Here is a 20,655-nt window from a genome sequence, read left to right as displayed (position 1 = left end):
AGTCGCGGCCTCCGCTGGCACGCCAGCTCCTACTGGGTTTGCGCAAACCCTGTAGGAGCTGGCTTGCCAGCGAAGGCCGCGACTCGTTCTGAAGCCTTACCCCATCAACTTTCCGCTTGCAGCTGAAAGCTTGTAGCTGCCTTCAGGCAATATCACTACGACTGAATTCCTCCCCAAGAAAATCGATCAACGTGCGCACCGATGGCAGCAAGCCCCGACGCGAAGGAAAGATCGCATGGATGACACCGCTCTTCGGCGCCCAGCCCGGCACCAGCTCCACGAGTTGCCCGGCAGCGATTTCATCGCGCACCACCACACTGGGCAGGTGCACGATGCCGATCCCGGCGACCGCCGCATGGCGCAACGCCAACAGGTCATCGGTGACCATCCTCGGCGCGTGACGAATCATTGCAGTGCTGCCATCGGCACCGAACAGTTCCCACTGATATTCGCGCTGCGCCGCACCCCAGTGCAGGCTCGGCAAGCCGCTGAGGTCGGCCGGGGAGACCGGTGTCGACAGGCGCGATAAATAGGCCGGGCTGCCGACCACGCTCTGGGTGCTGTTGCCCAGCACCTTCATCACCATGTCGGTGTTTTCCAGCGGCGGAAAGCGTACCCGCAAGGCAATGTCGAAGCCTTCGTGAATCAGGTCGACCCGGCGATTGGTGCTCTCGATGAACAACTCCACCAGCGGGTACTTGAGCATGTAGCGGGTCAACATCGGCCCGACCCAGGAATTGAGCAGCGCCGTCGGGCAACTGACACGCACCAGGCCTTGGGGCTCGGAGCGGTTGCGCTCGATCAGTTCGGCGGCGCTTTCCGCCTCCACGCGCATGGCCAGGCAGCGCTGGTAGTAGGCCTGGCCGATTTCCGTCAACGAGCAATGCCGGCTGGTGCGATGCAGCAGGCGTACGCCGAGGCGTTCTTCGAGTTCGGCAATGCGTCGGCTGAGCTTGGACTTGGGCATGTCCAGCGCCCGGCCCGCTGCGGCGAAACCGTGATGCTCCACTACCTGGGTGAAGTAGTAGAGGGTGTTGAGGTCTTCCACCATCGTTCTCCAAATAGAACGCTAAAGCTGATTTTTGCAGTCTAGCGCAGCAAAGGTCACGGTTTTAAGCTCTGTCCATGGCTTCACTCACCTCATTAGGAGACACCATGAAAAACATCATCGGTATCTACACCAGTCCACGGGCCCATTGGGTTGGCGACGGTTTTCCGGTTCGCACGCTGTTTTCCTACGACAACCTGGGCAAACACATCAGCCCGTTCCTGATGCTGGATCACGCCGGCCCCGCTGAATTCACCCCGACCACCGAACGACGTGGCGTTGGTCAGCATCCTCATCGTGGCTTCGAAACCGTGACTATCGTTTACAAGGGCGAACTGGAGCACCGGGACTCCACCGGCAGTGGCGGCAAGATCGGCCCCGGCGATGTGCAATGGATGACCGCTGCCTCGGGGATCCTGCATGAAGAGTTTCACTCCCAGGGTTTCGCCAAGAGCGGTGGCACCCTGGAGATGGTGCAACTGTGGGTCAATCTGCCGGCCAGGGACAAGATGGCCGACCCCGGTTACCAAACGATCCTCGACGGCGACATCCCGAACATCGCCTTGAAGGACAACGCCGGCAGCCTGCGCCTGATCGCCGGTGAGTTCGACGGTCACCAAGGCCCGGCGCGCACCTTTACCCCGGTCGACGTGTGGGACATTCGTTTGAATGCCGGCAAGTTGCTCACGCTGGATCTGCATGAAGGGCGCAACACCGCACTGGTGGTTTTGCGCGGCACGGTTCAGGTCAATGGCCTGGAGTCGGTGCGCCAGGGGCAGTTGGCCCTGTTCGACCGCAAGGGCGAACAGATGACCCTCGAAGCCAGCGAAGATGCTGTAGTGCTGTTGCTCAGCGGCGAGCCGATCGATGAACCGATCGTCGGTCACGGGCCGTTCGTGATGAACACCGAGCAGGAGATTCACCAGGCCTTCGCCGACTTCCAGTCCGGTCGATTCGGCCGGATGCACGCTTAATTCGCAGCGCTTTTACACCCGACTCTACACAGGATGAGTAGGCCGGTTTTCAGGCCAGGGATGGCTGTTGCCCAAAAGAAAGAGGAAACGCACATGAACACTGTCTACGCGGCCAACTTCAACGGCCAGAAACCGACCATCGACCCCAACGACAGTGCGATGCTGTTGATCGATCACCAGAGCGGACTGTTCCAGATCGTCAAGGACATGGACGTGCCCCAACTGCGCGCCAACGCCATTGCCCTGGCCAAGGCCGCGACCCTGCTGAAGATGCCGGTGATCACTACCGCTTCCGTTCCCCAGGGGCCGAACGGGCCGTTGATCCCGGAAATCCACGAGGCCGCACCCCATGCGCAATACGTGGCGCGCAAAGGTGAAATCAACGCCTGGGACAACCCGGAGTTTCACGCGGCGGTCAAAGCCACCGGCAAGAAAACCCTGGTGATCGCCGGCACCTTGACCAGCGTGTGCCTGGCGTTCCCGTCCATCGCCGCCGTGCATGAAGGCTACAAGGTGTTTGCCGTGGTCGACGCCTCCGGCAACCACTCGAAACTGGCCACCGAGCTGACCGTTGCCCGTCTGGCCCAGGCCGGGGTGGTGCCGATCGACATCATGGCGACGTTATCCGAACTGCAAGGTTCGTGGAACCGTCCGGATGCCGAACAGTGGGCCGCTGTCTACGCCCAGGCCATGCCGCATTATCAGTTGCTGATCGAGAGTTACCTCAAGGCCCAGCAAGTAGCGAACGAACACGAGGCGCTGGACTCCCAGCGCTGACCGGTGACCCCACGCCGATTTCGCCTGGCCCCTGTGGGAGCGAGCTCGCTCCCACATTGGTTTTGTGGTGTTTTTGGGAGGGTGTTCATCCCGCCAAATCAATTGCTCCTACACTATGGCCAATCTGTGCGATCTTCGCGTTATTAGCCCTGGCTGGAGTTGCTTGATGCTGTCTTTCCTCACCGAACACCCATTGATCTGCGCCATGGCGCTGATCCTGATTGACCTCGGGTTGTGGCGTTTAATCGGTGACAACCGCAACCCTTGGAAGCTTCTGTTGCGGGTCACGATTTTCGCGCTATACAGCCTGCTGCTGTTCAACGAAGGCCTGAACCCGATGGAGCCGCCGCCCTGGGCCGACAACGTACCGTTGCACCTGGCGGCCACCGGACTGCAGATCGGCTGGTGGTTGTTCGGCGCGCGGATGCTGACGGTGCTGATCGGCGCGGTGATGATGCAACGGGTGGGGCATACCGGGCGATTGCTCCAGGATTTGCTCGGAGCGGTGATTTTCCTGATCGCGATCATTGCCGCCCTGGCCTATGTACTCGATCTGCCGGTCAAGGGCGTGCTGGCGACGTCCGGTGCGTTGGCGATCATCGTCGGCCTGGCCTTGCAAAGTACCCTCAGCGATGTGTTCTCCGGGATCGTCCTGAACACCACCAAACCCTACCAACTGGATGACTACATCTCCATCGATGGCATGGAAGGCCGGGTCACCGATATCGACTGGCGTGCCACGCGCCTGCAGACCTCCCAGGGTTGCATGGCGGTCATACCCAACTCCCTGGCCGCCAAGGCCAAGATCATCAACTTCAGTCGGCCGAACGATATGTTCGGCATTTCCGTCTCGTTGGAAGTGAGCCCGCATGCGCGACCGAACACGGTGATCGAAGCCCTGGAGCGGGCCATGCAGGGCTGCCGCTTTCTGCTGGAGACACCGTCGCCGAGTGTCGGCCTGAAAAATGCCAGCAACACCGGAGTGGTCTATGAAATCAGCGGGTTTGTCGCGTCGATGGACGAGAAGCGTTCGGTGCGCAATCAACTGTTCGACCTGGCCTACCGGCACTTGCAGGCGTCCGGCGTCAACCTGCTGTCGAGCGTGGAGCCCAATCCGTCGGGCAACCTGTCGCGGCCCCGGGCGTTGCTCGACAGCTCGCCGATTTTCTCCACCTTGCGCCAGGAAGAGAAAGAGACCTTCAGCCAGAACATGACGTTGCAATCGTTCCGCGCCGGGGAAACGATCCTGGAGGCGGGGGAGGTCAGTGATCACTTGTTCATCATTGAGTCCGGTGTGGTCTCGGTGACGTTGTTGCGCCACGGAGCGCCATTCGAATCCGGGCGCATGGGGCCGGGGGAAGTGATCGGCGAGGCCGGCATTCTGACCGACAGTTCGGTGCCGGCGCGGTTTACCGCCAAGACCTTCTGTGGCCTGTACCGCATCGAAAAGTCATACCTCAAGCCGTGCCTGGATGCCCGCCACGACATCAACGATGCGATGCAGGCCTTGCTCGATTACCGGCTGCACAAAGCGAAAACCCTGACCCAGGAGTTGCCGGTGACGGTGGCGAAAAAGGGCTTTTTGCAGTGGTTGCGCAATCGGGTTTGAACTCGGTGGTGAATGGCCGCTGCGCGGCTCGTCGGATCGCCGCCCGGAGCAAGCTCGCTCCCACAGGGAAGTGCGGTCAAATGTGGGAGCGAGCTTGCTCGCGATGACGGCAGTGAACTCACCAAAAGTGAAGAGTGAAATCCATCACACCCGCGCCAGTGGCCTCCTCGACTTCTGAAAAATTGGCTATTTGTGTAAACCGGCCGCGGGACTAACGTAGTGGCACACCCACTTGCCCTGGAGCACGCCATGAAAACCCGTATCGATTTCTACACCGCGTCCCCTGACGCCCTCAAAGCGATGATCGCTTTGGAAACAGCGGTGTCGAAACTGCCGCTGGAAAAAAACCTGATCGAACTGGTCAAGCTGCGTACCTCGCAAATCAACGGCTGCGCCTTCTGCCTGGACATGCACAGCGCCGATGCGCGCAAGGGCGGTGAATCCGAGCGTCGCCTGGCCACACTGTCGGCCTGGCGCGAAACGCCGTTCTTCACCGAGCGTGAACGCGCCGCACTGGCCTGGACCGAGTCTCTGACCCTGATCAGTCAGACCCATGCCCCGGACGAAGACTATGAACTGGCTACCGCACAGTTCGATGCCAAGGAAATGGTCGACCTGACTGTCGCCATCACCACCATCAACGCCTGGAATCGCCTGGCCATCGGCTTCCGAAAAATGCCTCAGGCCTGACCCGCACAAGCATCAATGCGCATCGGCACTCGGCGCGGCCGGTGGTTGCACTTTGCGCATCAAGGGCACCATCGCCGTGGCGACGATGAAGCAGACCATGATCATCAAGAACGCATCGCCATAGGTTTGTGTCTGGGCTTCGCGGTAGGTCAGCAACCATAGTTGATGCAGGCTGGCGGTGACCCCGGCGTCACCACTCTGGCCGAGGGTGGCGAAATTGTTGCCGACCTGGGACAGCCATTGGTTGAGCGCCTCGTTGGTGCTGTTGAGGTTCTCCGCCAGCCGGGTGAAATGCAGGTTGGTACGGTCATTGAGAATGGTCGCACACGCGGCGATGCCGATAGCCCCACCCAGGTTACGCATCAGGTTGAACAACCCCGACGCATGTTTGAGCCGCGCCGGCGCCAGGCCACCGAGCGTCAGCGTCACCGCGGGCGGCACCGCCAGTTGCTGGGCAATCCCGCGCAAGGCTTGCGGCAGCATCAGTTCCTTGGCCCCCCAGTCATGGGTGATCGGGCTGAAATCCCACATCGACAAGGCGAACAGCCCAAGGCCGGTCATCATGATCCAGCGCAGGTCGACGCGGTTGGCCAGAAAGGCGTACAGCGGAATCGCCATGATCTGGAACACCCCGGTGGAGAAAACCGCCAGTCCAATGTCCAGCGCTCCATAGCCCCGCACCCGGCCGAGAAACAGCGGCGTCAGGTAAATGGTGGCGAACAGGCCGATGCCGGTGACGAACGAGAAGAAACAGCCAAGGGCGAAGTTGCGATCCTTCAAGGCGCGCAAATCGACAATCGGATTGGCTACATGCAAGGTCCGGCCGATGAATGCCAGGCCGGCCAGGCCACTGATCCAGGCTGTGGTCAGGATCGTGCGGTCGCTGAACCAGTTCCAGCGCGGGCCTTCTTCGAGGGTGTATTCCAGGCAGCCGAGGAACAGCGCCAGAAACACCATGCTCAAGTAATCCGCGCCTTTGAGCAGCGACAGTTCCGGCTGGTCGATTTTCACCAGCATCGGCACGGCCACGGCGACAAAGATGCCGGGGACCAGGTTGATGTAGAACAGCCAGTGCCAGGACGATATGTCAGTGATCCAGCCACCGATCACCGGCCCCAGGGTCGGTGCCAATGAGGCCACCGCGCCGATGGTCGCGGCGGCGATCACCCGTTGCTTGCCGGTGAAGAACACGAACGCGGTGGTGAACACCATCGGGATCATCGAGCCGCCCAGAAACCCTTGCAGGGCACGGAAGGCGATCATGCTCTGGATGTTCCAGGCCACGCCGCACAGCAGGCTGGTCAGGGTGAAGCCCACGGCGGACGCGCAGAACAGCCAGCGCGTCGAGAACACCCGGGACAGCCAGCCCGACAGCGGGATCACGATGATTTCGGCGATCAGGTAACTGGTTTGCACCCACGCGGTTTCGTCGGTGCCGGCGGAGAGCCCGCCGCCTATGTCACGCAACGAAGCCGAGACAATCTGGATATCCAGCAGCGCAATGAACATGCCGATGCACATGCTGGCAAAGGCGAAGACCTTGGTCGCCGTCGCCATGTTCGCGGCATTGAACGGTTGCGCCGGGGCGGCGAGGGCGCGGCTCATGGCGCGCTGGCCACGGCTGGCGCTTCAGGCTCCTTGCGCGTGTCCACTTCAGCGGTGACCGACAACCCCGGACGCAGGTGGCCGAGTACGCTGTCGGCCGGATCGAGGTGAATCCGCACCGGCACCCGCTGCACGATCTTGGTGAAGTTGCCGGTGGCGTTTTCCGGTGGCAACACACTGAATTGCGAACCGCTGGCGGGGGCGAGGCTGTCCAGGTGACCGTGGAACTCCTGACCCGACAGCACATCGGCATGGATCACCACCCGTTGCCCCGGCACCATGTGCGCCAGTTGGTCTTCCTTGAAGTTGGCATCGACCCACAATCCGCTGGAAGGCACCACCGAGAGCAATTGCGAGCCGGCCTGGGCATAGGCGCCGACCCGTGCCCGGCGATTGCCGATCACACCGTCAACCGGTGCCTTCAGTTCGGTGTAGCCGACATTCAATTGCGCCAGATCGCGCTCGGCCCTGGCCTGGATCAAGGCGGCCCGGGCTTGTTGTTTCTGGGTGTCGATCACATTCAACTGGCGTTGCGCGGCCAGCAGTTCAGCCTGGGCGCGGTTGCTTTGGGCCTGGGCCGTCTTGAACGTGGCGTTGGCCCGCTGGGCGCTTTCCACCGAGACGGCGTTGGTGGTCACCAGTTTTTTGTAGCGGGCATCGTCATCCCGCGAACGGTCAGCTTCCGCACCGGCGGCGTCGATGCCGGCACGGGCCTGGCCGATGACGGCCTGTTGCAGTTGTTCGGTGGCATCGAGGTTGGCCAGCAAGGCCTCCTGGGCGGCCACGGCGCCTTCGGCCTTGGCCAGGTTGGCGCGGTAGTCGCGCGAATCGAGACGGATCAGCACGTCGCCGGCCTTGACCTTCTGATTGTCGGTCACCAGCACTTCGTCGATATAACCCGCCACTTTCGGCCCGATCACTGTTACGTCACCACCAATGTAGGCGTCGTCGGTTTCCTCGATGAAGCGGCCGGCGCTCCACCAATGCGCGCCATACACACCGGCCAATACCAGCGCTGCGATTGCCACGGCGGGCAAAAGCAGGCGTTTGAGCAGGGGGGGCTTGGCGGCAGTCACCGGGGCAGCCAGGTCGGGTTCAACGGTGGACATGCTGGTCATGGAGGATTACCTGTTGGAGCGGGGGGTTAATTATTACGGATGTAATATGATGTATGTAATATTTCGTGGCAAGTGGTTTTTGCTGCCGGTCGTCAGGTGTTATTTCAGCCAGTCGCCGGGGGTGAGGCCGGTCATGTCCTTGAAGAACGCGATGAACGCGCTGTCACTGGCAAATCCCAGTTCAAAGGTGCTGTAGCCGATGTTTCGTCCCGTCGCGAGCAATTCGATGGCGCGCATCAAGCGCCACTGTTGCCGCCATTGCTGATAGCTCATGCCGGTCTCGCGCTGGAAGATTCGTCCGATGGTTCGGCCGCTGGCACCGATTTGATCCTGCAGCACCTGAAGTTGGGGCGGCAGCTTCTCCACGTTGTTGAGCAGTGGTGCCAGACGCTTGTCAGTCGGCAACGGCAGCAGCATGGGCTGACGGGCCGCGTCGCGAATTTCGCTCAGGCACAGTCCCAGCAGATGGACGTATTTTCCCTGCTGCCAGGCGGTGTCGAAGCTGGCGTGGGCTATCGACTCCAGCACGACCCGCAGCAACGGGCTGACTTCAATCACGCAGACCTGTTGCGGCAGGTCCGCGCATAACGCGGGGCTCAGGTAAATGGAACGGTAATCGACGCTCTGTTGCATCACGGCGCGATGGGCCACACCGCAAGGAATCCAGGCCGCGCGCGAGGGTGGCAACAGGCACAGCTGCTGCGCCAGGGTAATGCGCGTACAGCCCTGGCGGGTGAACAGCAGTTGCCCGCGTTGATGTCGATGCATGCCCGAATCGTGAACGCCGAGGGTGGCGGCGATGCCGACAACCGGTGCGGTGAAGCTGTCGGGATCGAAGGGTGCGTGGGCGTCGAGCCAGGCCATGGGTTGTCCGATTTCAACTATAAATTGGCAGAATCTTGATATTACGTCAGTCACGACTTCTTAAGCTGCATCGCAGTTTCTTTCAGGAGTGAAGTCGTGATGGATGACAGGAAAATCGTGGTATTGGCTGTCGCGCTGCTGATGTTCCCGCAGTTGGCGCAATCCATTTATAGCCCGGCGCTGGCGGACATTGCCCGGGTCTTCGGCGTCGGTCCGCAGGCGTCGGCGCAAATGCTTTCCGTGTATTTCCTGGCGTTCGCGTTCGGTGTGGTGGTGTGGGGCCGGATGTGCGACCTGATCGGGCGTCGCCCGACGATGCTTGCCGGGTTCGCCCTGTACGCCGCTGCTTCGTTGATGGCGCTCAGTGTCAGCACATTCGATGCACTGTTGGCGACCCAAGGCCTGGCCGCCTTTGGCGCAGCGGTGGGCTCGGTCGTTACGCAAACCTTGTTGCGCGACCGCTTCAAGGGGGCGGCACTGGCCCAGGTGTTTTCGGTCATGGGCATCGCACTGGCTGCCAGCCCGGCCATTGGGCTGTTCACCGGCGCAAGCCTGGTGCAAGGCTTCGGTTATCCAGGCGTGCCGGGAGGGCTTCTGGTGCTATCGGTTGGACTGTGGTTCTGGTGCCTGCGGGTTTTACCGGAAACCCGCCCACGGCAGGTGGCTTCGCCCGCGCTGTTCGAGACACTGTGGCAAATGCTCCGGGATCGCGATATCTGGCGTTCGACGTTGTTGGTAGCAACCTTCAACATTGCCCTGTTCAGCTACTACAGCCTGGGGCCCTTCATGTTTGAGCGGCTGGGGCTGAGTGCGCAAATGTTCGGCTACAGTGGCGTCATCCTGGCCCTGGGTTCCGGCCTTGGCGCCTGGCTCAACAAGAGGCTGTTGCAACGAGGGTTGAGTGGTGCCCAATTGATCCAGATGTCGGGATCACTGACATTGCTTGGCGCCAGTTTCGTCTGGCTGATGGAGGACAGTGTGCTGTTCGTGCTGGCGATGTTGTTGGTGGTGCTGGCCTTCGGCATGGCCATCCCGAACATCCTTGGTTCAGCCCTGGTCAACTATGGCGATCGACTGGGTACGGCGGGGGCATTGTTTGGTTTGCTGTATTACTTGTTGATCGGTGGCGGGCTGATGCTCGTGGCGTGGGGGCAAGCACTGGGTGAAACCTTGATGGTATGCGCTGTGCTGGCGATGGTGATTGCCGGACGAGCCCGTCATGCGCGGATTTGCGTCGGTTGAAGAGGTCTATGTGGGAGCAAGCTCGTACCCACATAGAATCGCTACTGGTTTACTGGAATGAAAAAGGCCGGTGATCAGCGCGATCACCGGCCTTTTTTACTGCTATTGCTTAGGTGCGTTCGAAAATCGCCGCAATCCCCTGGCCACCACCGATGCACATGGTCACCAGCGCATAACGGCCGCCGGTGCGGTGCAATTCGTGGATGGCCTTGGTGGCGATGATCGCGCCGGTGGCGCCCACTGGGTGACCCAGGGCGATGCCCGAGCCGTTCGGGTTGACCTTGGCCGGGTCGAGATCGAGTTCCTGGCTCACTGCACAGGCCTGGGCGGCGAAGGCGATGTTGGCTTCGATTACGTCCAGGTCGGCGACGGTCAGGCCGGCGCGCTTGAGCGCCAGGCGGGTGGCCGGGATCGGGCCCAGGCCCATGAATTCCGGTTCGACGCCGGCGTGGGCGTAACTGACCAGGCGGGCGAGGGGTTTCAGGTTGTTGGCCTGGACCGCGTTGCCGCTGGCCATGACCAGTGCCGCTGCACCGTCGTTGAGACCCGAGGCGTTGCCGGCGGTGACTGAGCCGTCCTTCTTGAACGCTGGCTTCATCGCCGCCAGTTGTTCCAGGGACGTGGCGCGCGGATGTTCGTCGACGCTGAACAGTTTAACGCCTTTGCGATCCTGGATTTCCACGGTCGCGATCTGCTCGCTGAAGTAGCCGTTGGCAATCGCGTGGGCCGCGCGTTGCTGGTCTTCCAGGGCCAGGGCGTCCTGCATTTCGCGGGTGATGCCGTTGCGCGCGGCGACGTTCTCGGCGGTGATGCCCATGTGGATGCCATGGAAGGGGTCATGCAGGATACCGAGCATGTAGTCGATGACCTGGGCGTTGCCCATGCGCGAACCCCAACGGGCGGCCGGCATCAGGTACGGGCCGCGGCTCATGGATTCGGCACCGGCGCCGACGACGATGTCGGCATCGCCGAGCATCAGGGTCTGGGCGGCGTTGATGATCGCTTGCAGGCCCGAACCGCACAGGCGGTTGACGTTGTAGGCCGGGGTTTCTTTCGGAATGCCGGCGTTCATCGCGGCGACGCGGGAGATGTAGGCATCGCGGGTTTCAGTCGGGATCACGTTGCCCATCACCAGATGGCCAACGAGCGCCGGGTCCACGGCGGCTCGCTCCAGGGCGGCTTTCACGGCCGTGGTCGCGAGGTCGGCCAGTGGCACGTCCTTGAGCGAACCGCCGAAGGTACCGATGGCGGTACGGGCGGCGCTGACGACGTAGATTTCCGGAGTGTTCATGGCTGGTTTCCTTTCGGTGGATTCTTGTCTGTACTGCGATTGAGCAGGGCGCTCAAGGCGGTTTTCGCCTCGTCGGTATTCAAGCGCTGAATGAACAGCGTGTTTTCTTCGCGCAGGGTGGTTTCCAGTTCGGCCAGGGAAGCCTGCTTCATCAACTGACGGGACTGACGCAAGGCTTGCTGGGGCATCGCCAAAAAGCGTTGGGCGATTTTCTGCGCCGCCGCCAGGCATTGCTCGCCATCGTCGAAGGCTTCGTTGGCAATGCCCCAGTTCACCGCGTCATTGCCATCCAGACCGTCACCCAGCAACAGCAGACGAGCTGCACGGGCATGGCCGAGCCGGCGTGGCAGCAGCAGGCTGGCGCCGAATTCGGGACACAGGCCGATGTTGACGAACGGCATGCGCAGCTTGGCGTTACGGGTGACCAGCACCTGATCGCAATGCAGCAGTAACGTGGTGCCGATGCCGATGGCCGCCCCGCAGACTGCCGCGATCAGCGGTTTTTGCAGGCGCGTAACGACCTTCATCAGGTGGACTGCCTGGGCATCCAGATGAGTGGGCGGGTGCTGGAGGAAATCCACCAGATCATTGCCGCTGGTAAAGCAGGTCGGGCCGCCAGTGATGATGATCACGCCGGTCTGCGCGTCTTCGTCGGCGGCCTGCAACAGGTCGGCCAGGTGCGTGTACATGGCGTTGTTCAGCGCATTGAGCTTGTCCGGGCGGTCGACGGTCAGCGTCAACACGCCGTCGCGTCGCTCGTGTTTGATCAGGTCGGTCATCGCAGGCTCTGCAGGGTCGGTTCAGGGCTGCCACTTTAAGCGCCGGACAAACCCCGGATCTATGGCAAAACGGGTCAACTGCACTGCCGCTTTTTGCCATGCCGGTGAGCCAAAGGCGACACACACCCATTCGGGGTATGGCCGCGCCCGGCGAATCCACCAATAGTGAAGGCATCCGCTCATCCAGAGCCGAACTCGCTATAAGGTGCATTTGCTATGGGCAAGACGCTGCTTAAGGTGATTTCCAGTCTGTTTGTTGTACCGCTGACATTGAATGCCTACGCCGCTCAGGTGGACGACAGCAAGACGCTGCGGCTTTACAACTGGGCGGACTACATCGGTGCAAAAACCGTGGCCGATTTCGAAAAGGCCACCGGTATCAAGGTGGTCTACGACACCTTCGATTCTTATGAAACGGTGCAGGCCAAGTTGCTCACCGGCCATTCCGGTTATGACCTGATCGTGTTGAACGCCTCCCTCGCGCCGCCGTTGATCAAGGCCAAGGTGTTCCAACCGCTGGACAAGAAGCTGCTGCCGGGCTGGACCAATCTGGACCCGAAAGTCCTGGAGGATTTACAAGGGTATGATCCGGGCACCACCTATTCGGCGCCGTACACCTGGGGCAGCAACGGGGTCACCTACAACGTCGACAAGATCAAGGAACGCATGCCGGATGCGCCGATCGGTTCGCTGGCGATGGTCTTCGATCCGAAGATCGTCTCGCGCTTCGCTGACTGCGGCGTGACCCTGCTCGATGCCCCGACCGAAGTCATCCCCATGGCCCTGAAGTACCTGGGGCGTGATCCACGCAGCGCCGCACCGGAGGATCTGAAAGCCGCCCAGGACTTGCTGCTGTCGGTGCGGCCGTACATCCGCAAGTTCGACTCGGTCAATTACCTGACCAGCCTGCCCAACGGCGATGTGTGCGTGGCCATGACCTGGTCCGGCGACTACGCCACCGCCATGGCCCGCGCCGCGGAAGCCAAGAAGAAGATCGACCTGGCGTACTTCATCCCCAAGGAAGGCTCGCTGATCTGGTTCGACAACCTGTACATCCCGGCCGACGCGCCCCACGTCGCCAATGCCCACAAGTTTCTCGAATTCCTGATGCAACCGCAGGTGATGGCAGACGTGAGCGACTTCATCAATTACGCCAACAGCAACGCCGCGGCTACGCCCTTGTTGAACGCCGCTGTGCGCGACAACCCGGCCATCTACCCCGACGCGCAAACCCGCGAGCGGCTGTTCCCGCAGAAGACCCAGGACGCCAAGGACATGCGGGCGATTACCCGGGTCTGGAGCACCGTGAAAAGCGGCATCTGATGGGTTCGAACGTTAGTCAATTCGGTTAGAGGATTATTTATGGCGACGCCAACACGCAGCGTTTTTTCCCCAGCGGACGAGTCCCGGCTGGTCAAGGCCGACAAGGCTCACCATATGCACGGCTATCACGTGTTCGACGAACACGCAGAACAAGGCTCGCTGAACATTGTCGCTGGCGATGGCGCCTACATCTACGACACCCAGGGCAACCGCTTTCTCGATGCGGTGGGCGGCATGTGGTGCACCAACATCGGTTTGGGCCGTGAGGAAATGGCCGAAGCCATCGCCGATCAGGTACGCCAGTTGGCCTATTCCAATCCGTTTTCCGACATGTCGAACAACGTGGCGATCCAGCTGTGCGAAAAACTCGCCAGCCTCGCTCCCGGCGACCTCGACCACGTGTTCCTGACCACCGGCGGCTCCACCGCCGTGGACACTGCGTACCGGCTGATCCAGTACTACCAGAACTGCCGTGGCAAACCCGAGAAGAAGCACATCATTGCGCGGTTCAACGCCTATCACGGCTCCACCACCCTGACCATGTCGATCGGCAACAAGGCCGCCGACCGGGTGCCGGAGTTCGATTACGCCAACCCGCTGATCCACCACGTCTCCAACCCGAACCCGTACCGTGCACCCGATGGTATGGACGAAGCGCAGTTCCTCGAGTTCCTGGTCAAGGAGTTCGAAGACAAGATCCTCTCGATTGGCGCGGACAAGGTCGCCGGATTCTTCGCCGAACCGATCATGGGCTCGGGCGGGGTGATCATTGCGCCCCAGGGTTACCTCAAGCGTATGTGGGATGTGTGCCAGCGCTACGACATCCTGTTCGTCGCCGACGAAGTGGTGACCTCGTTCGGGCGTTTGGGCAAGTTCTTCGCCTCCCATGATGTGTTTGACGTGCAGCCCGACATCATCACCACCGCCAAGGGCCTGACCTCGGCTTACCTGCCGCTGGGTGCGTGCATCTTTTCCGAGCGCATCTGGAAGGTCATCGCCGAGCCGGGCAAGGGCCGCTGCTTCACCCACGGCTTCACCTACAGCGGGCATCCGGTGTGCTGCACCGCGGCGCTGAAGAACATCGAGATCATCGAGCGGGAAAACCTGCTGGCCCATGTCGATACGGTGGGGGCTTATCTGGAAGAGCGCCTGGCAACCCTGCGGGACTTGCCGCTGGTGGGGGATGTGCGCTGCCAGAAACTCATGGCCTGTGTGGAGTTCGTTGCCGATAAACGCACCAAGGCACTGTTCCCCGACGAGATCAACATCGGCGAGAAAATCCACGTGCGGGCCCAGGCCCGGGGCTTGCTGGTGCGGCCGATCATGCACCTCAACGTCATGTCGCCACCGTTGATCCTGACGTTCGCCCAGGTCGATGAAATCGTCGAGACCCTGCGCGAGTGCATTCTGGAAGTGGCCGCCGAGCTTGAAGCGAGCGGACAGTACGCAGGCCAATGATTTCGTCAGTCAGGCTGTTACCAAGGGCGTGCCCAGCCGCTAGACTGCGGGGCATGAGCAAACCAGACGACGATACGCTGATCGCGATGCCCTTCGGGGCATTGCACAAATGGCATGGGGGAATGCGCGAGGCATTCGCCCATATCGACGGGCCTGACGCCCTGCAACACCTGGCGTCAGCGTTGGCGCAGCTGGTGTCCGTGGAGTCGATGATGATCAGCCTGGAGCGCAAGGACCGCGCGCCCCAGTTACTGCATCAGCGCGGGATTGCCCAGGAGTATCAGGTCTCGATTCTGGAGCGATATTTTTCCGGGGGCTATTTGCTCGACCCGTTCTGCCTGGCGGTGGAGCAGGGCTTGGCGCAAGGCTTCTATCACCTGGAGGAAATTGCCCCGGACAACTTCTTCGATAGCGACTACTACAAATCCTATTACCTGAAGGCGGGCTGCTCGGAAGACAGCTACTACATCGTCGATACCGGCAATGACACGAAGATTTCGGTCAGCCTCTATCAAGGTTTTGGCGGTGAATGCCTGAGCGTCGAACAGTTGAATCTGTTGCGTGCCGTAGAGCCGTTGGTGCGTGAATTCATCAGCGAATTCAGCCAACGTGGACTGCTGCGCAGTACCGGGATTGAGCGCGATAACGAGCAAGGCAAGCGCGATGATCTCAAGCATCGCGTGCAGGCGGCGTTCGAGAACTTCGGTTGTGAGTTGCTGACTGAGCGCGAACGGCAAGTGGCGCACATGGTGTTGCGCGGGCATTCGGTGAAATCCACGGCCAGCCAGATGAACATCTCACCGGAAACCGTGCGCATGCACCGCAAGAACCTGTACCTGAAGCTGGAGGTGGGCTCGCAGTCGGAGTTGTTTGCGCTGTTTATCGAGTGGTTGCGCAGGCACTGACCAAAATTTTTGGCCTGCCGATACCTCTGTAGGAGCGAGCCTGCTCGCGATGGCGATCTGTCAGGACCAATGATGTTGGCTGACACGCCCTCATCGTCGGAACGCCGCCCGGAGCAAGCTCGCTCCCACAGGTGCCGTGTGATCCCTGTGGGAGCTGGCTTGCCAGCGAAGCTTTTCAGACCTTCAACACCTTCCCGCCAATCGCCACCGCCACCAGCAACAGCGCCATCAAGGCAAAGGCAAAACTCAGGCTGCTGCCGTGGGCGATGAAGCCGATCACTGCCGGTCCCGCCAGAATGCCCGCATAGCCCAGGGTGGTAATGGCTGGCACGGCGATGCTTTCGGGCATGACCGTCTGCTTGCCGACCGCGGTGTACAGGACCGGCACGATGTTCGAGCAACCGGCACCCAGCAGCGCGTAACCCACCAATGCGGCTTCCCAACTCGGTGCGAACGTCGCCAGGAACAAGCCTGCGGCAGCCGTCAGCCCGCCGAATACAATCACCCGCGTCGCGCCCAACCGCCGTACGATTTTGTCACCGGTCAAACGCCCGGCGGTCATGGTCAAGGCAAACGCCGCATACCCGAGCCCCGCATACGCCGTGTCTATACCGCGTTCCTGCGCCAAAAACACCGCGCTCCAGTCCAGCGCCGCGCCTTCGGCGAGGAACACGATGAAGCACATGCCGCCGATAAACAGGACGATGCCATGGGGAACCGCAAACGCCGGCCCCGAACTCTCGCTGCCGTAGGGCAACAGATGCGGCACGGCCTTGGCCAGCGCGATCAGCAGCATCACGATCACCACCAACGTGGCCCCCAGCGGGGAAATCCCCAGGCCAAGCAACCCGCTGACACCCGCCGCACCGACAATTCCGCCCAGGCTGAACAAGCCATGGAAACCCGACATCATGTTTTTGCCGCTGGCGCGCTCGACGATCACGGCTTGCAGGTTGACTGTCGAATCCACCGTGCCCAGGCCCGCGCCGAACATGAACAGCACCGCAATCAAGGCCGGAATCGTTGACACCGTCGCCAGCAGCGGCAGGGCGGCACAGATCAGCAGGGTGCCGCCGGCCGTCACCCGCCGGCAGCCGAAACGCGAGGCCAGGATGCCGGCCAACGGCATCGCCAGGATCGAACCCACCCCCAGGCACAGCAGCAACAATCCCAGGGTGCCTTCATCCAGCCCGGCCCGGGCCTTGGCATAGGGTACCAGCGGCGCCCACGCGGCGATGCCGAACCCGGCGATGAAAAAGGCGATGCGCGTGGACATTTGTTCCAGGCGTCCGGGAACGAAGGTGGTTTGACTGTTGAGGCTGGTCATATCAATCCCTGGCAAAAAAACGTCACGTCCTCAACGGACAGTGATCGACCGGTGAGGGTTCGATCAGCGCCCGGAAGTTTTGCGTTGAAACAAAGCGACATCGTTGCACAGCGCCGGTGTCTTTCGCGATATGTTGAGCCATACCAATGACACACGGAGGGCGCCATGGCGCAGAGGTACGATGCACGGGGTAATATTTACATCGTGGTAGCGCCCGAAGAACTGCGCCGCCAGGGCATCGACCTGCCCCATCAGGCCAGCCTCGCCGCACAAACCCGGCAGGCATGGACAGTGGCGGCCATCGACGCATGCTGCAACTGGGCACCCGGCACGCAACCACCCGGCAGCAAGGATCATCGCAGCGACGGTTTGCTGGTCGGACCGTTTCAGTCCTCGCCACCCTTTGATCTGTTGATCGTCAATACCGACGGCACCCTGGCCGAGCGCAGCGGCAATGGGCTGACAATTTTTTCTCAGGCCCTCGGCGACCAAGGGTTGTTGCCAAAGAACGAAGCCTGTCTGCTCAGGGTTCATCACGACAAGGCTGATACACCTTCGCCGGGGCAGACTTCGGTGAAAGCCGCAGAGGTCGATGGCGTAAAGGGTTTCTGGCTCGACTTGGGCCAGCCGGGATTCGGGCCGTCGTCGGTCAGTGCTCACGGGGTTGAAGCGGTGGTGTTCAATGGTCGCGAACTCAGCCACGTTGAACAATTGGCGGTACTCAATAGTGCATGGTCGCGCAGCCAGTTCGCGCGGGTCGGCAATCCCCATTGCGTGACGCTGGTGGAAAGTGCCGAGGACCTGCCGAGCAACGAGCAGATGCGCGAGCCGGCGCTGGGTGAGGGGCTGACGCGGATTGCCTATGCCATGCCGGTTGGTGCAGGCAAACCTTGTCCGGCGGGGATCAATCTGCAATGGGCAATGCGCGTGTCCGAAGGGCACATCGCCGCACGGGTATTCGAGCGGGGCGAGGGGCCGACGGCGTCGTCGGGGACCAGTGCCAGCGCGGTGGCCTGTGCGGCCTGGCGGGCAGGTTGGGTCGGCGCCGGGGAGGTCAAGGTGACGATGCCGGGTGGCACGGCGCCGATCTTGCTGGAGGAAGAGTTGGGGGAATTGAGTCGGGTCAGCCTGTTTGGTACGGCTCGAATGATCGATTGACTTCGAAATAGCCATCGCGAGCAGGCTCGCTCCTACAGGTTTTGTGAACGACATATAACCACTGTAGGAGCGAGCCTGCTCGCGATGGGGCCAGTCCAGTCAGTGCAAATTTCAGCTCAGCCCACTGAACTCCACCACCGGCATCGTCCGCTTCATCAACACTTTGCCATCGCGTATCGAGTACAACGGCAACCCCTGGCTGCGGATCACCTCGTAATCACTCTCTGCCGACAGAATCAGCAGGTTCGCCGGTCGCCCGCGCTCCAGGCCATAGCGATTGCCGAGGTTCATGGCTTTGGCGCTATTGTCCGTCACCAGGTCCAGCGCACTTTGCAGGTTGCGATAACCGAGCATGTGGCAGATGTGCAACCCGGCTTCCAGCACCCGCAAAATGTTGCCATTACCCAGCGGATACCACGGATCGACGATCGAGTCCTGGCCGAAGCACACGTTCATGCCCGCTTCCAGTAGCTCGTTGACCCGGGTCACGCCCCGGCGTTTCGGGAAACTGTCGAAGCGCCCTTGCAGGTGGATACTCTCAGTGGGGCAGGAGACAAAGCTGATCCCCGAATGCCCGAGCAGGCGAAACAGTTTGGCGCAGTAGGCGTTGTCGTAGGAGCCCATGGCCGTGGTGTGGCTGGCCGTCACCCGCGAACCCATGTCGCGGCTGCGGGCCTCTTCGGCGAGCACTTCGAGAAAACGCGAATGCGGGTCGTCGGTTTCGTCGCAATGCACGTCCACCAGGCAACCGCTGCGTTCGGCCAGGTCCATCAGGAACTTCACCGAGCTGACGCCCTGGTCGCGGGTGTATTCGAAATGCGGGATGCCGCCCACCACGTCCGCGCCCATGCGGATGGCTTCCTCCATCAATTCTCGACCATTGCGGTAGGACTCGATGCCTTCCTGGGGGAACGCGACGATTTGCATATCGACCAGATGCCGGCTTTCCTCGCGCACTTCGAGCATCGCCTTGAGCGCGGTCAATTGCGGGTCGGTGACGTCGACGTGGGTGCGCACATGCTGGATGCCGTGGGCGGCGAGGGTCTGGATGGTTTTCCTGGCCCGGGTCTTGGTGTCCTCAAGGGTGATGGTCGCCTTGCGTTCGCCCCAGCACTCGATGCCTTCGAACAGCGTGCCGCTCATGTTCCAGCGCGGATCACCGGCGGTCAGGGTCGCGTCGAGGTGGATGTGCGGCTCGACAAAGGGCGGCACCACCAGATTGCCGCCGGCATCCAGATCGTCGGGGCCCAGGGTCGGGGCTTCGATCTGGCGGGTGATGCTGCTGATCAGGCCGTTTTTCAGGTACAACTCATGCAGGCCTTCCTGGTTGCGCAGACGGGCATTGATGATGTGCATCGGGCGAGTCCTTTTAGCGAATCGTGTAGGCAATACCTCTACGTTAGCTCGCCAGTGGCGGTCCCCGCCAGTGACATTGATCACTGTAGAACCAATGTGGGATTGGGTTTGTTCAGGAAATTTTTTGCAGGTGCAAAAAGCGCATCAAGGCAGCAATGACCGCTTCAGGTGCATCTTCCTGAACCAGATGCCCGGCATTGGCGACGGGATAAAACTGCGACCCTGGAATCATCCGGTGCAGCGCGCGCCCGCGTTCGATGGGAATCCACTGATCGTCTTCACCCCAGAGAATCTGCACCGGGCAGCGTATCGTCGGGTACAGCCCCTCAGCTTCACGGGTATGACGCTCGTCCATCTGCGCGATCTGCCGATAGAACGCCGCTTGCCCCGGCTCTCCCAGCCATGGCTGCACGTAGGGGGCGAGTTCGGCATCGGGGATTTCGCGCTGGATTGCCCCGCGAATATAGGCCGGCACGATGGCGCGCTGGATGTAATCGGGCAGTCCGCTGAACGCCGCCTCATGCTGACGCACATGCTGCACGAACGGCGAACCCCAGGGCGTTAGCGCCACCGGGTCGATCAGCGTCAGGCTGCGGTAATCCTTGCCGTTGAGCAGATGCGTGCGCAGGGCGGTGGCGCCGCCGAAGTCGTGGGCCACCACGTCGGGGCGATCCAGGCCCCAATGTTCCAGCAACTGTGCCAGCAACTGGTTTTGCACGCCGAGCGAGACATCGGCGTCGGGTTGCGCCGACTGCCCATAGCCCAGCAGATCGAAGTAGTAGACGCGGTGAGTGGCCGTGAAATACGGCGCGATCCGATGCCAGACACAGGAAGAAAACGGCGTGCCATGCACGAACACCAGCGGCGGGCCGTCGCCGTGCATGGCGTAGCGCACCTGATGTCCGTTGAAGGCAAAGACCTGATCCAGCGGCCAGTCAGTCATGGGCTTTTCCTCTTGGCGGGGGCGAGGTGAAAAGCATAGGCATAAAAAAACAGCCGATGAAGGCTGTTTTCTTGATTTCAGACTAAGCGCATTTCCTGTGGGAGCGAGCTTGCTCGCGATAGCGGTGGGTCAGGCACATCGATGTTGGATGTGCCGCCGTCATCGCGAGCAAGCTCGCTCCCACAGGT

At 61.4% G+C, this 20,655-nt stretch carries 18 protein-coding genes; 9 read left to right on the top strand and 9 right to left on the bottom strand.

Annotation, left to right across the window (positions count from 1 at the left end; genetic code table 11):
* Positions 1 to 142 precede the first annotated feature (142 nt).
* Complete coding sequence (locus ACXRVY_RS05065) at positions 143 to 1,051, bottom strand: LysR family transcriptional regulator (RefSeq protein WP_223462389.1); 909 nt, start codon at positions 1,049 to 1,051, stop codon at positions 143 to 145.
* A gap of 104 nt (positions 1,052 to 1,155) precedes the next feature.
* On the opposite strand from ACXRVY_RS05065, the gene ACXRVY_RS05060 reads away from it, so the two are divergent.
* The 4 genes from ACXRVY_RS05060 to ACXRVY_RS05045 all read left to right on the top strand — a co-directional run bounded on the left by ACXRVY_RS05060 (position 1,156) and on the right by ACXRVY_RS05045 (position 5,098).
* Positions 1,156 to 2,022, top strand: coding sequence for a pirin family protein (locus tag ACXRVY_RS05060; RefSeq protein WP_223462388.1), 867 nt, complete (start codon positions 1,156 to 1,158; stop codon positions 2,020 to 2,022).
* A 93-nt stretch (positions 2,023 to 2,115) separates the two neighbouring features.
* A complete protein-coding gene (locus ACXRVY_RS05055) occupies positions 2,116 to 2,799 on the top strand; it encodes an isochorismatase family protein (protein ID WP_223462387.1) in 684 nt (227 codons plus the stop codon).
* 166 nt (positions 2,800 to 2,965) lie between these two features.
* Positions 2,966 to 4,408, top strand: a complete 1,443-nt coding sequence (locus ACXRVY_RS05050; protein ID WP_223462386.1) for a mechanosensitive ion channel family protein — start codon at positions 2,966 to 2,968, stop codon at positions 4,406 to 4,408.
* A gap of 249 nt (positions 4,409 to 4,657) precedes the next feature.
* Positions 4,658 to 5,098 carry a carboxymuconolactone decarboxylase family protein gene (locus ACXRVY_RS05045; protein ID WP_046043133.1) on the top strand — a complete coding sequence of 147 codons (441 nt, stop codon included), beginning with the start codon at positions 4,658 to 4,660 and terminating at the stop codon, positions 5,096 to 5,098.
* Positions 5,099 to 5,110: 12 nt separating this feature from the next.
* Here ACXRVY_RS05045 and ACXRVY_RS05040 read toward each other — a convergent pair whose 3' ends face one another.
* From ACXRVY_RS05040 to ACXRVY_RS05030, 3 genes are all read right to left on the bottom strand, one after another.
* Positions 5,111 to 6,703: a DHA2 family efflux MFS transporter permease subunit gene (locus ACXRVY_RS05040; RefSeq protein ID WP_223462385.1), complete on the bottom strand. Its 1,593-nt coding sequence runs from the start codon at positions 6,701 to 6,703 to the stop codon at positions 5,111 to 5,113.
* Positions 6,700 to 7,821 carry an HlyD family secretion protein gene (locus ACXRVY_RS05035; RefSeq protein WP_223462384.1) on the bottom strand — a complete coding sequence of 374 codons (1,122 nt, stop codon included), beginning with the start codon at positions 7,819 to 7,821 and terminating at the stop codon, positions 6,700 to 6,702. The genes ACXRVY_RS05040 and ACXRVY_RS05035 overlap by 4 nt, the downstream gene beginning before the upstream one ends.
* Positions 7,822 to 7,920: 99 nt before the next feature.
* Complete coding sequence (locus ACXRVY_RS05030; RefSeq protein ID WP_223462383.1) at positions 7,921 to 8,685, bottom strand: AraC family transcriptional regulator; 765 nt, start codon at positions 8,683 to 8,685, stop codon at positions 7,921 to 7,923.
* Between the two features lie 99 nt (positions 8,686 to 8,784).
* Here ACXRVY_RS05030 and ACXRVY_RS05025 point away from each other — a divergent pair, with 99 nt between their 5' ends.
* Positions 8,785 to 9,927 carry an MFS transporter gene (locus ACXRVY_RS05025; RefSeq protein WP_223462382.1) on the top strand — a complete coding sequence of 381 codons (1,143 nt, stop codon included), beginning with the start codon at positions 8,785 to 8,787 and terminating at the stop codon, positions 9,925 to 9,927.
* A gap of 109 nt (positions 9,928 to 10,036) precedes the next feature.
* Here the strand turns inward: ACXRVY_RS05025 and ACXRVY_RS05020 are convergent, their stop codons facing one another.
* On the bottom strand, positions 10,037 to 11,218 hold the full coding sequence (locus ACXRVY_RS05020; protein WP_223462381.1) for an acetyl-CoA C-acyltransferase family protein: 1,182 nt from the start codon (positions 11,216 to 11,218) through the stop codon (positions 10,037 to 10,039).
* Positions 11,215 to 11,997, bottom strand: a complete 783-nt coding sequence (locus tag ACXRVY_RS05015; protein WP_458237076.1) for an enoyl-CoA hydratase-related protein — start codon at positions 11,995 to 11,997, stop codon at positions 11,215 to 11,217. The genes ACXRVY_RS05020 and ACXRVY_RS05015 overlap by 4 nt, the downstream gene beginning before the upstream one ends.
* A gap of 216 nt (positions 11,998 to 12,213) precedes the next feature.
* Between ACXRVY_RS05015 and ACXRVY_RS05010 the strand changes: the two genes are divergently transcribed.
* The 3 genes from ACXRVY_RS05010 to ACXRVY_RS05000 are packed head-to-tail and all read left to right on the top strand — an operon-like array spanning position 12,214 to position 15,683.
* Positions 12,214 to 13,320 (top strand): polyamine ABC transporter substrate-binding protein, encoded by a 1,107-nt coding sequence (locus tag ACXRVY_RS05010; protein ID WP_223462379.1) that lies wholly within the window; start codon positions 12,214 to 12,216, stop codon positions 13,318 to 13,320.
* Positions 13,321 to 13,359: 39 nt separating this feature from the next.
* Entirely contained in the window at positions 13,360 to 14,778 is a 1,419-nt protein-coding gene (locus ACXRVY_RS05005; RefSeq protein ID WP_223462378.1) for an aminotransferase, read from the top strand.
* A complete protein-coding gene (locus tag ACXRVY_RS05000) occupies positions 14,775 to 15,683 on the top strand; it encodes a LuxR C-terminal-related transcriptional regulator (RefSeq protein WP_223462377.1) in 909 nt (302 codons plus the stop codon). Before ACXRVY_RS05005 ends, ACXRVY_RS05000 begins: the two co-directional genes overlap by 4 nt.
* A gap of 175 nt (positions 15,684 to 15,858) precedes the next feature.
* On the opposite strand, the gene ACXRVY_RS04995 is transcribed toward ACXRVY_RS05000, so the two are convergent.
* Positions 15,859 to 17,010, bottom strand: a complete 1,152-nt coding sequence (locus tag ACXRVY_RS04995) for an MFS transporter (RefSeq protein ID WP_223462376.1) — start codon at positions 17,008 to 17,010, stop codon at positions 15,859 to 15,861.
* A 165-nt stretch (positions 17,011 to 17,175) separates the two neighbouring features.
* On the opposite strand from ACXRVY_RS04995, the gene ACXRVY_RS04990 reads away from it, so the two are divergent.
* A complete protein-coding gene (locus ACXRVY_RS04990; RefSeq protein ID WP_223462375.1) occupies positions 17,176 to 18,168 on the top strand; it encodes a diaminopimelate epimerase in 993 nt (330 codons plus the stop codon).
* Between the two features lie 111 nt (positions 18,169 to 18,279).
* Here ACXRVY_RS04990 and codA read toward each other — a convergent pair whose 3' ends face one another.
* Complete coding sequence (gene codA, locus ACXRVY_RS04985) at positions 18,280 to 19,524, bottom strand: cytosine deaminase (protein WP_223462374.1); 1,245 nt, start codon at positions 19,522 to 19,524, stop codon at positions 18,280 to 18,282.
* Positions 19,525 to 19,636: 112 nt separating this feature from the next.
* Positions 19,637 to 20,467, bottom strand: coding sequence for an alpha/beta fold hydrolase (locus ACXRVY_RS04980; protein WP_223462373.1), 831 nt, complete (start codon positions 20,465 to 20,467; stop codon positions 19,637 to 19,639).
* Between the last annotated feature and the right edge of the window lie 188 nt (positions 20,468 to 20,655).

It is taken from the genome of Pseudomonas sp. P5_A2_2, from assembly GCF_054177685.1.
This window is presented reverse-complemented; position numbering and strand designations above follow the sequence as displayed.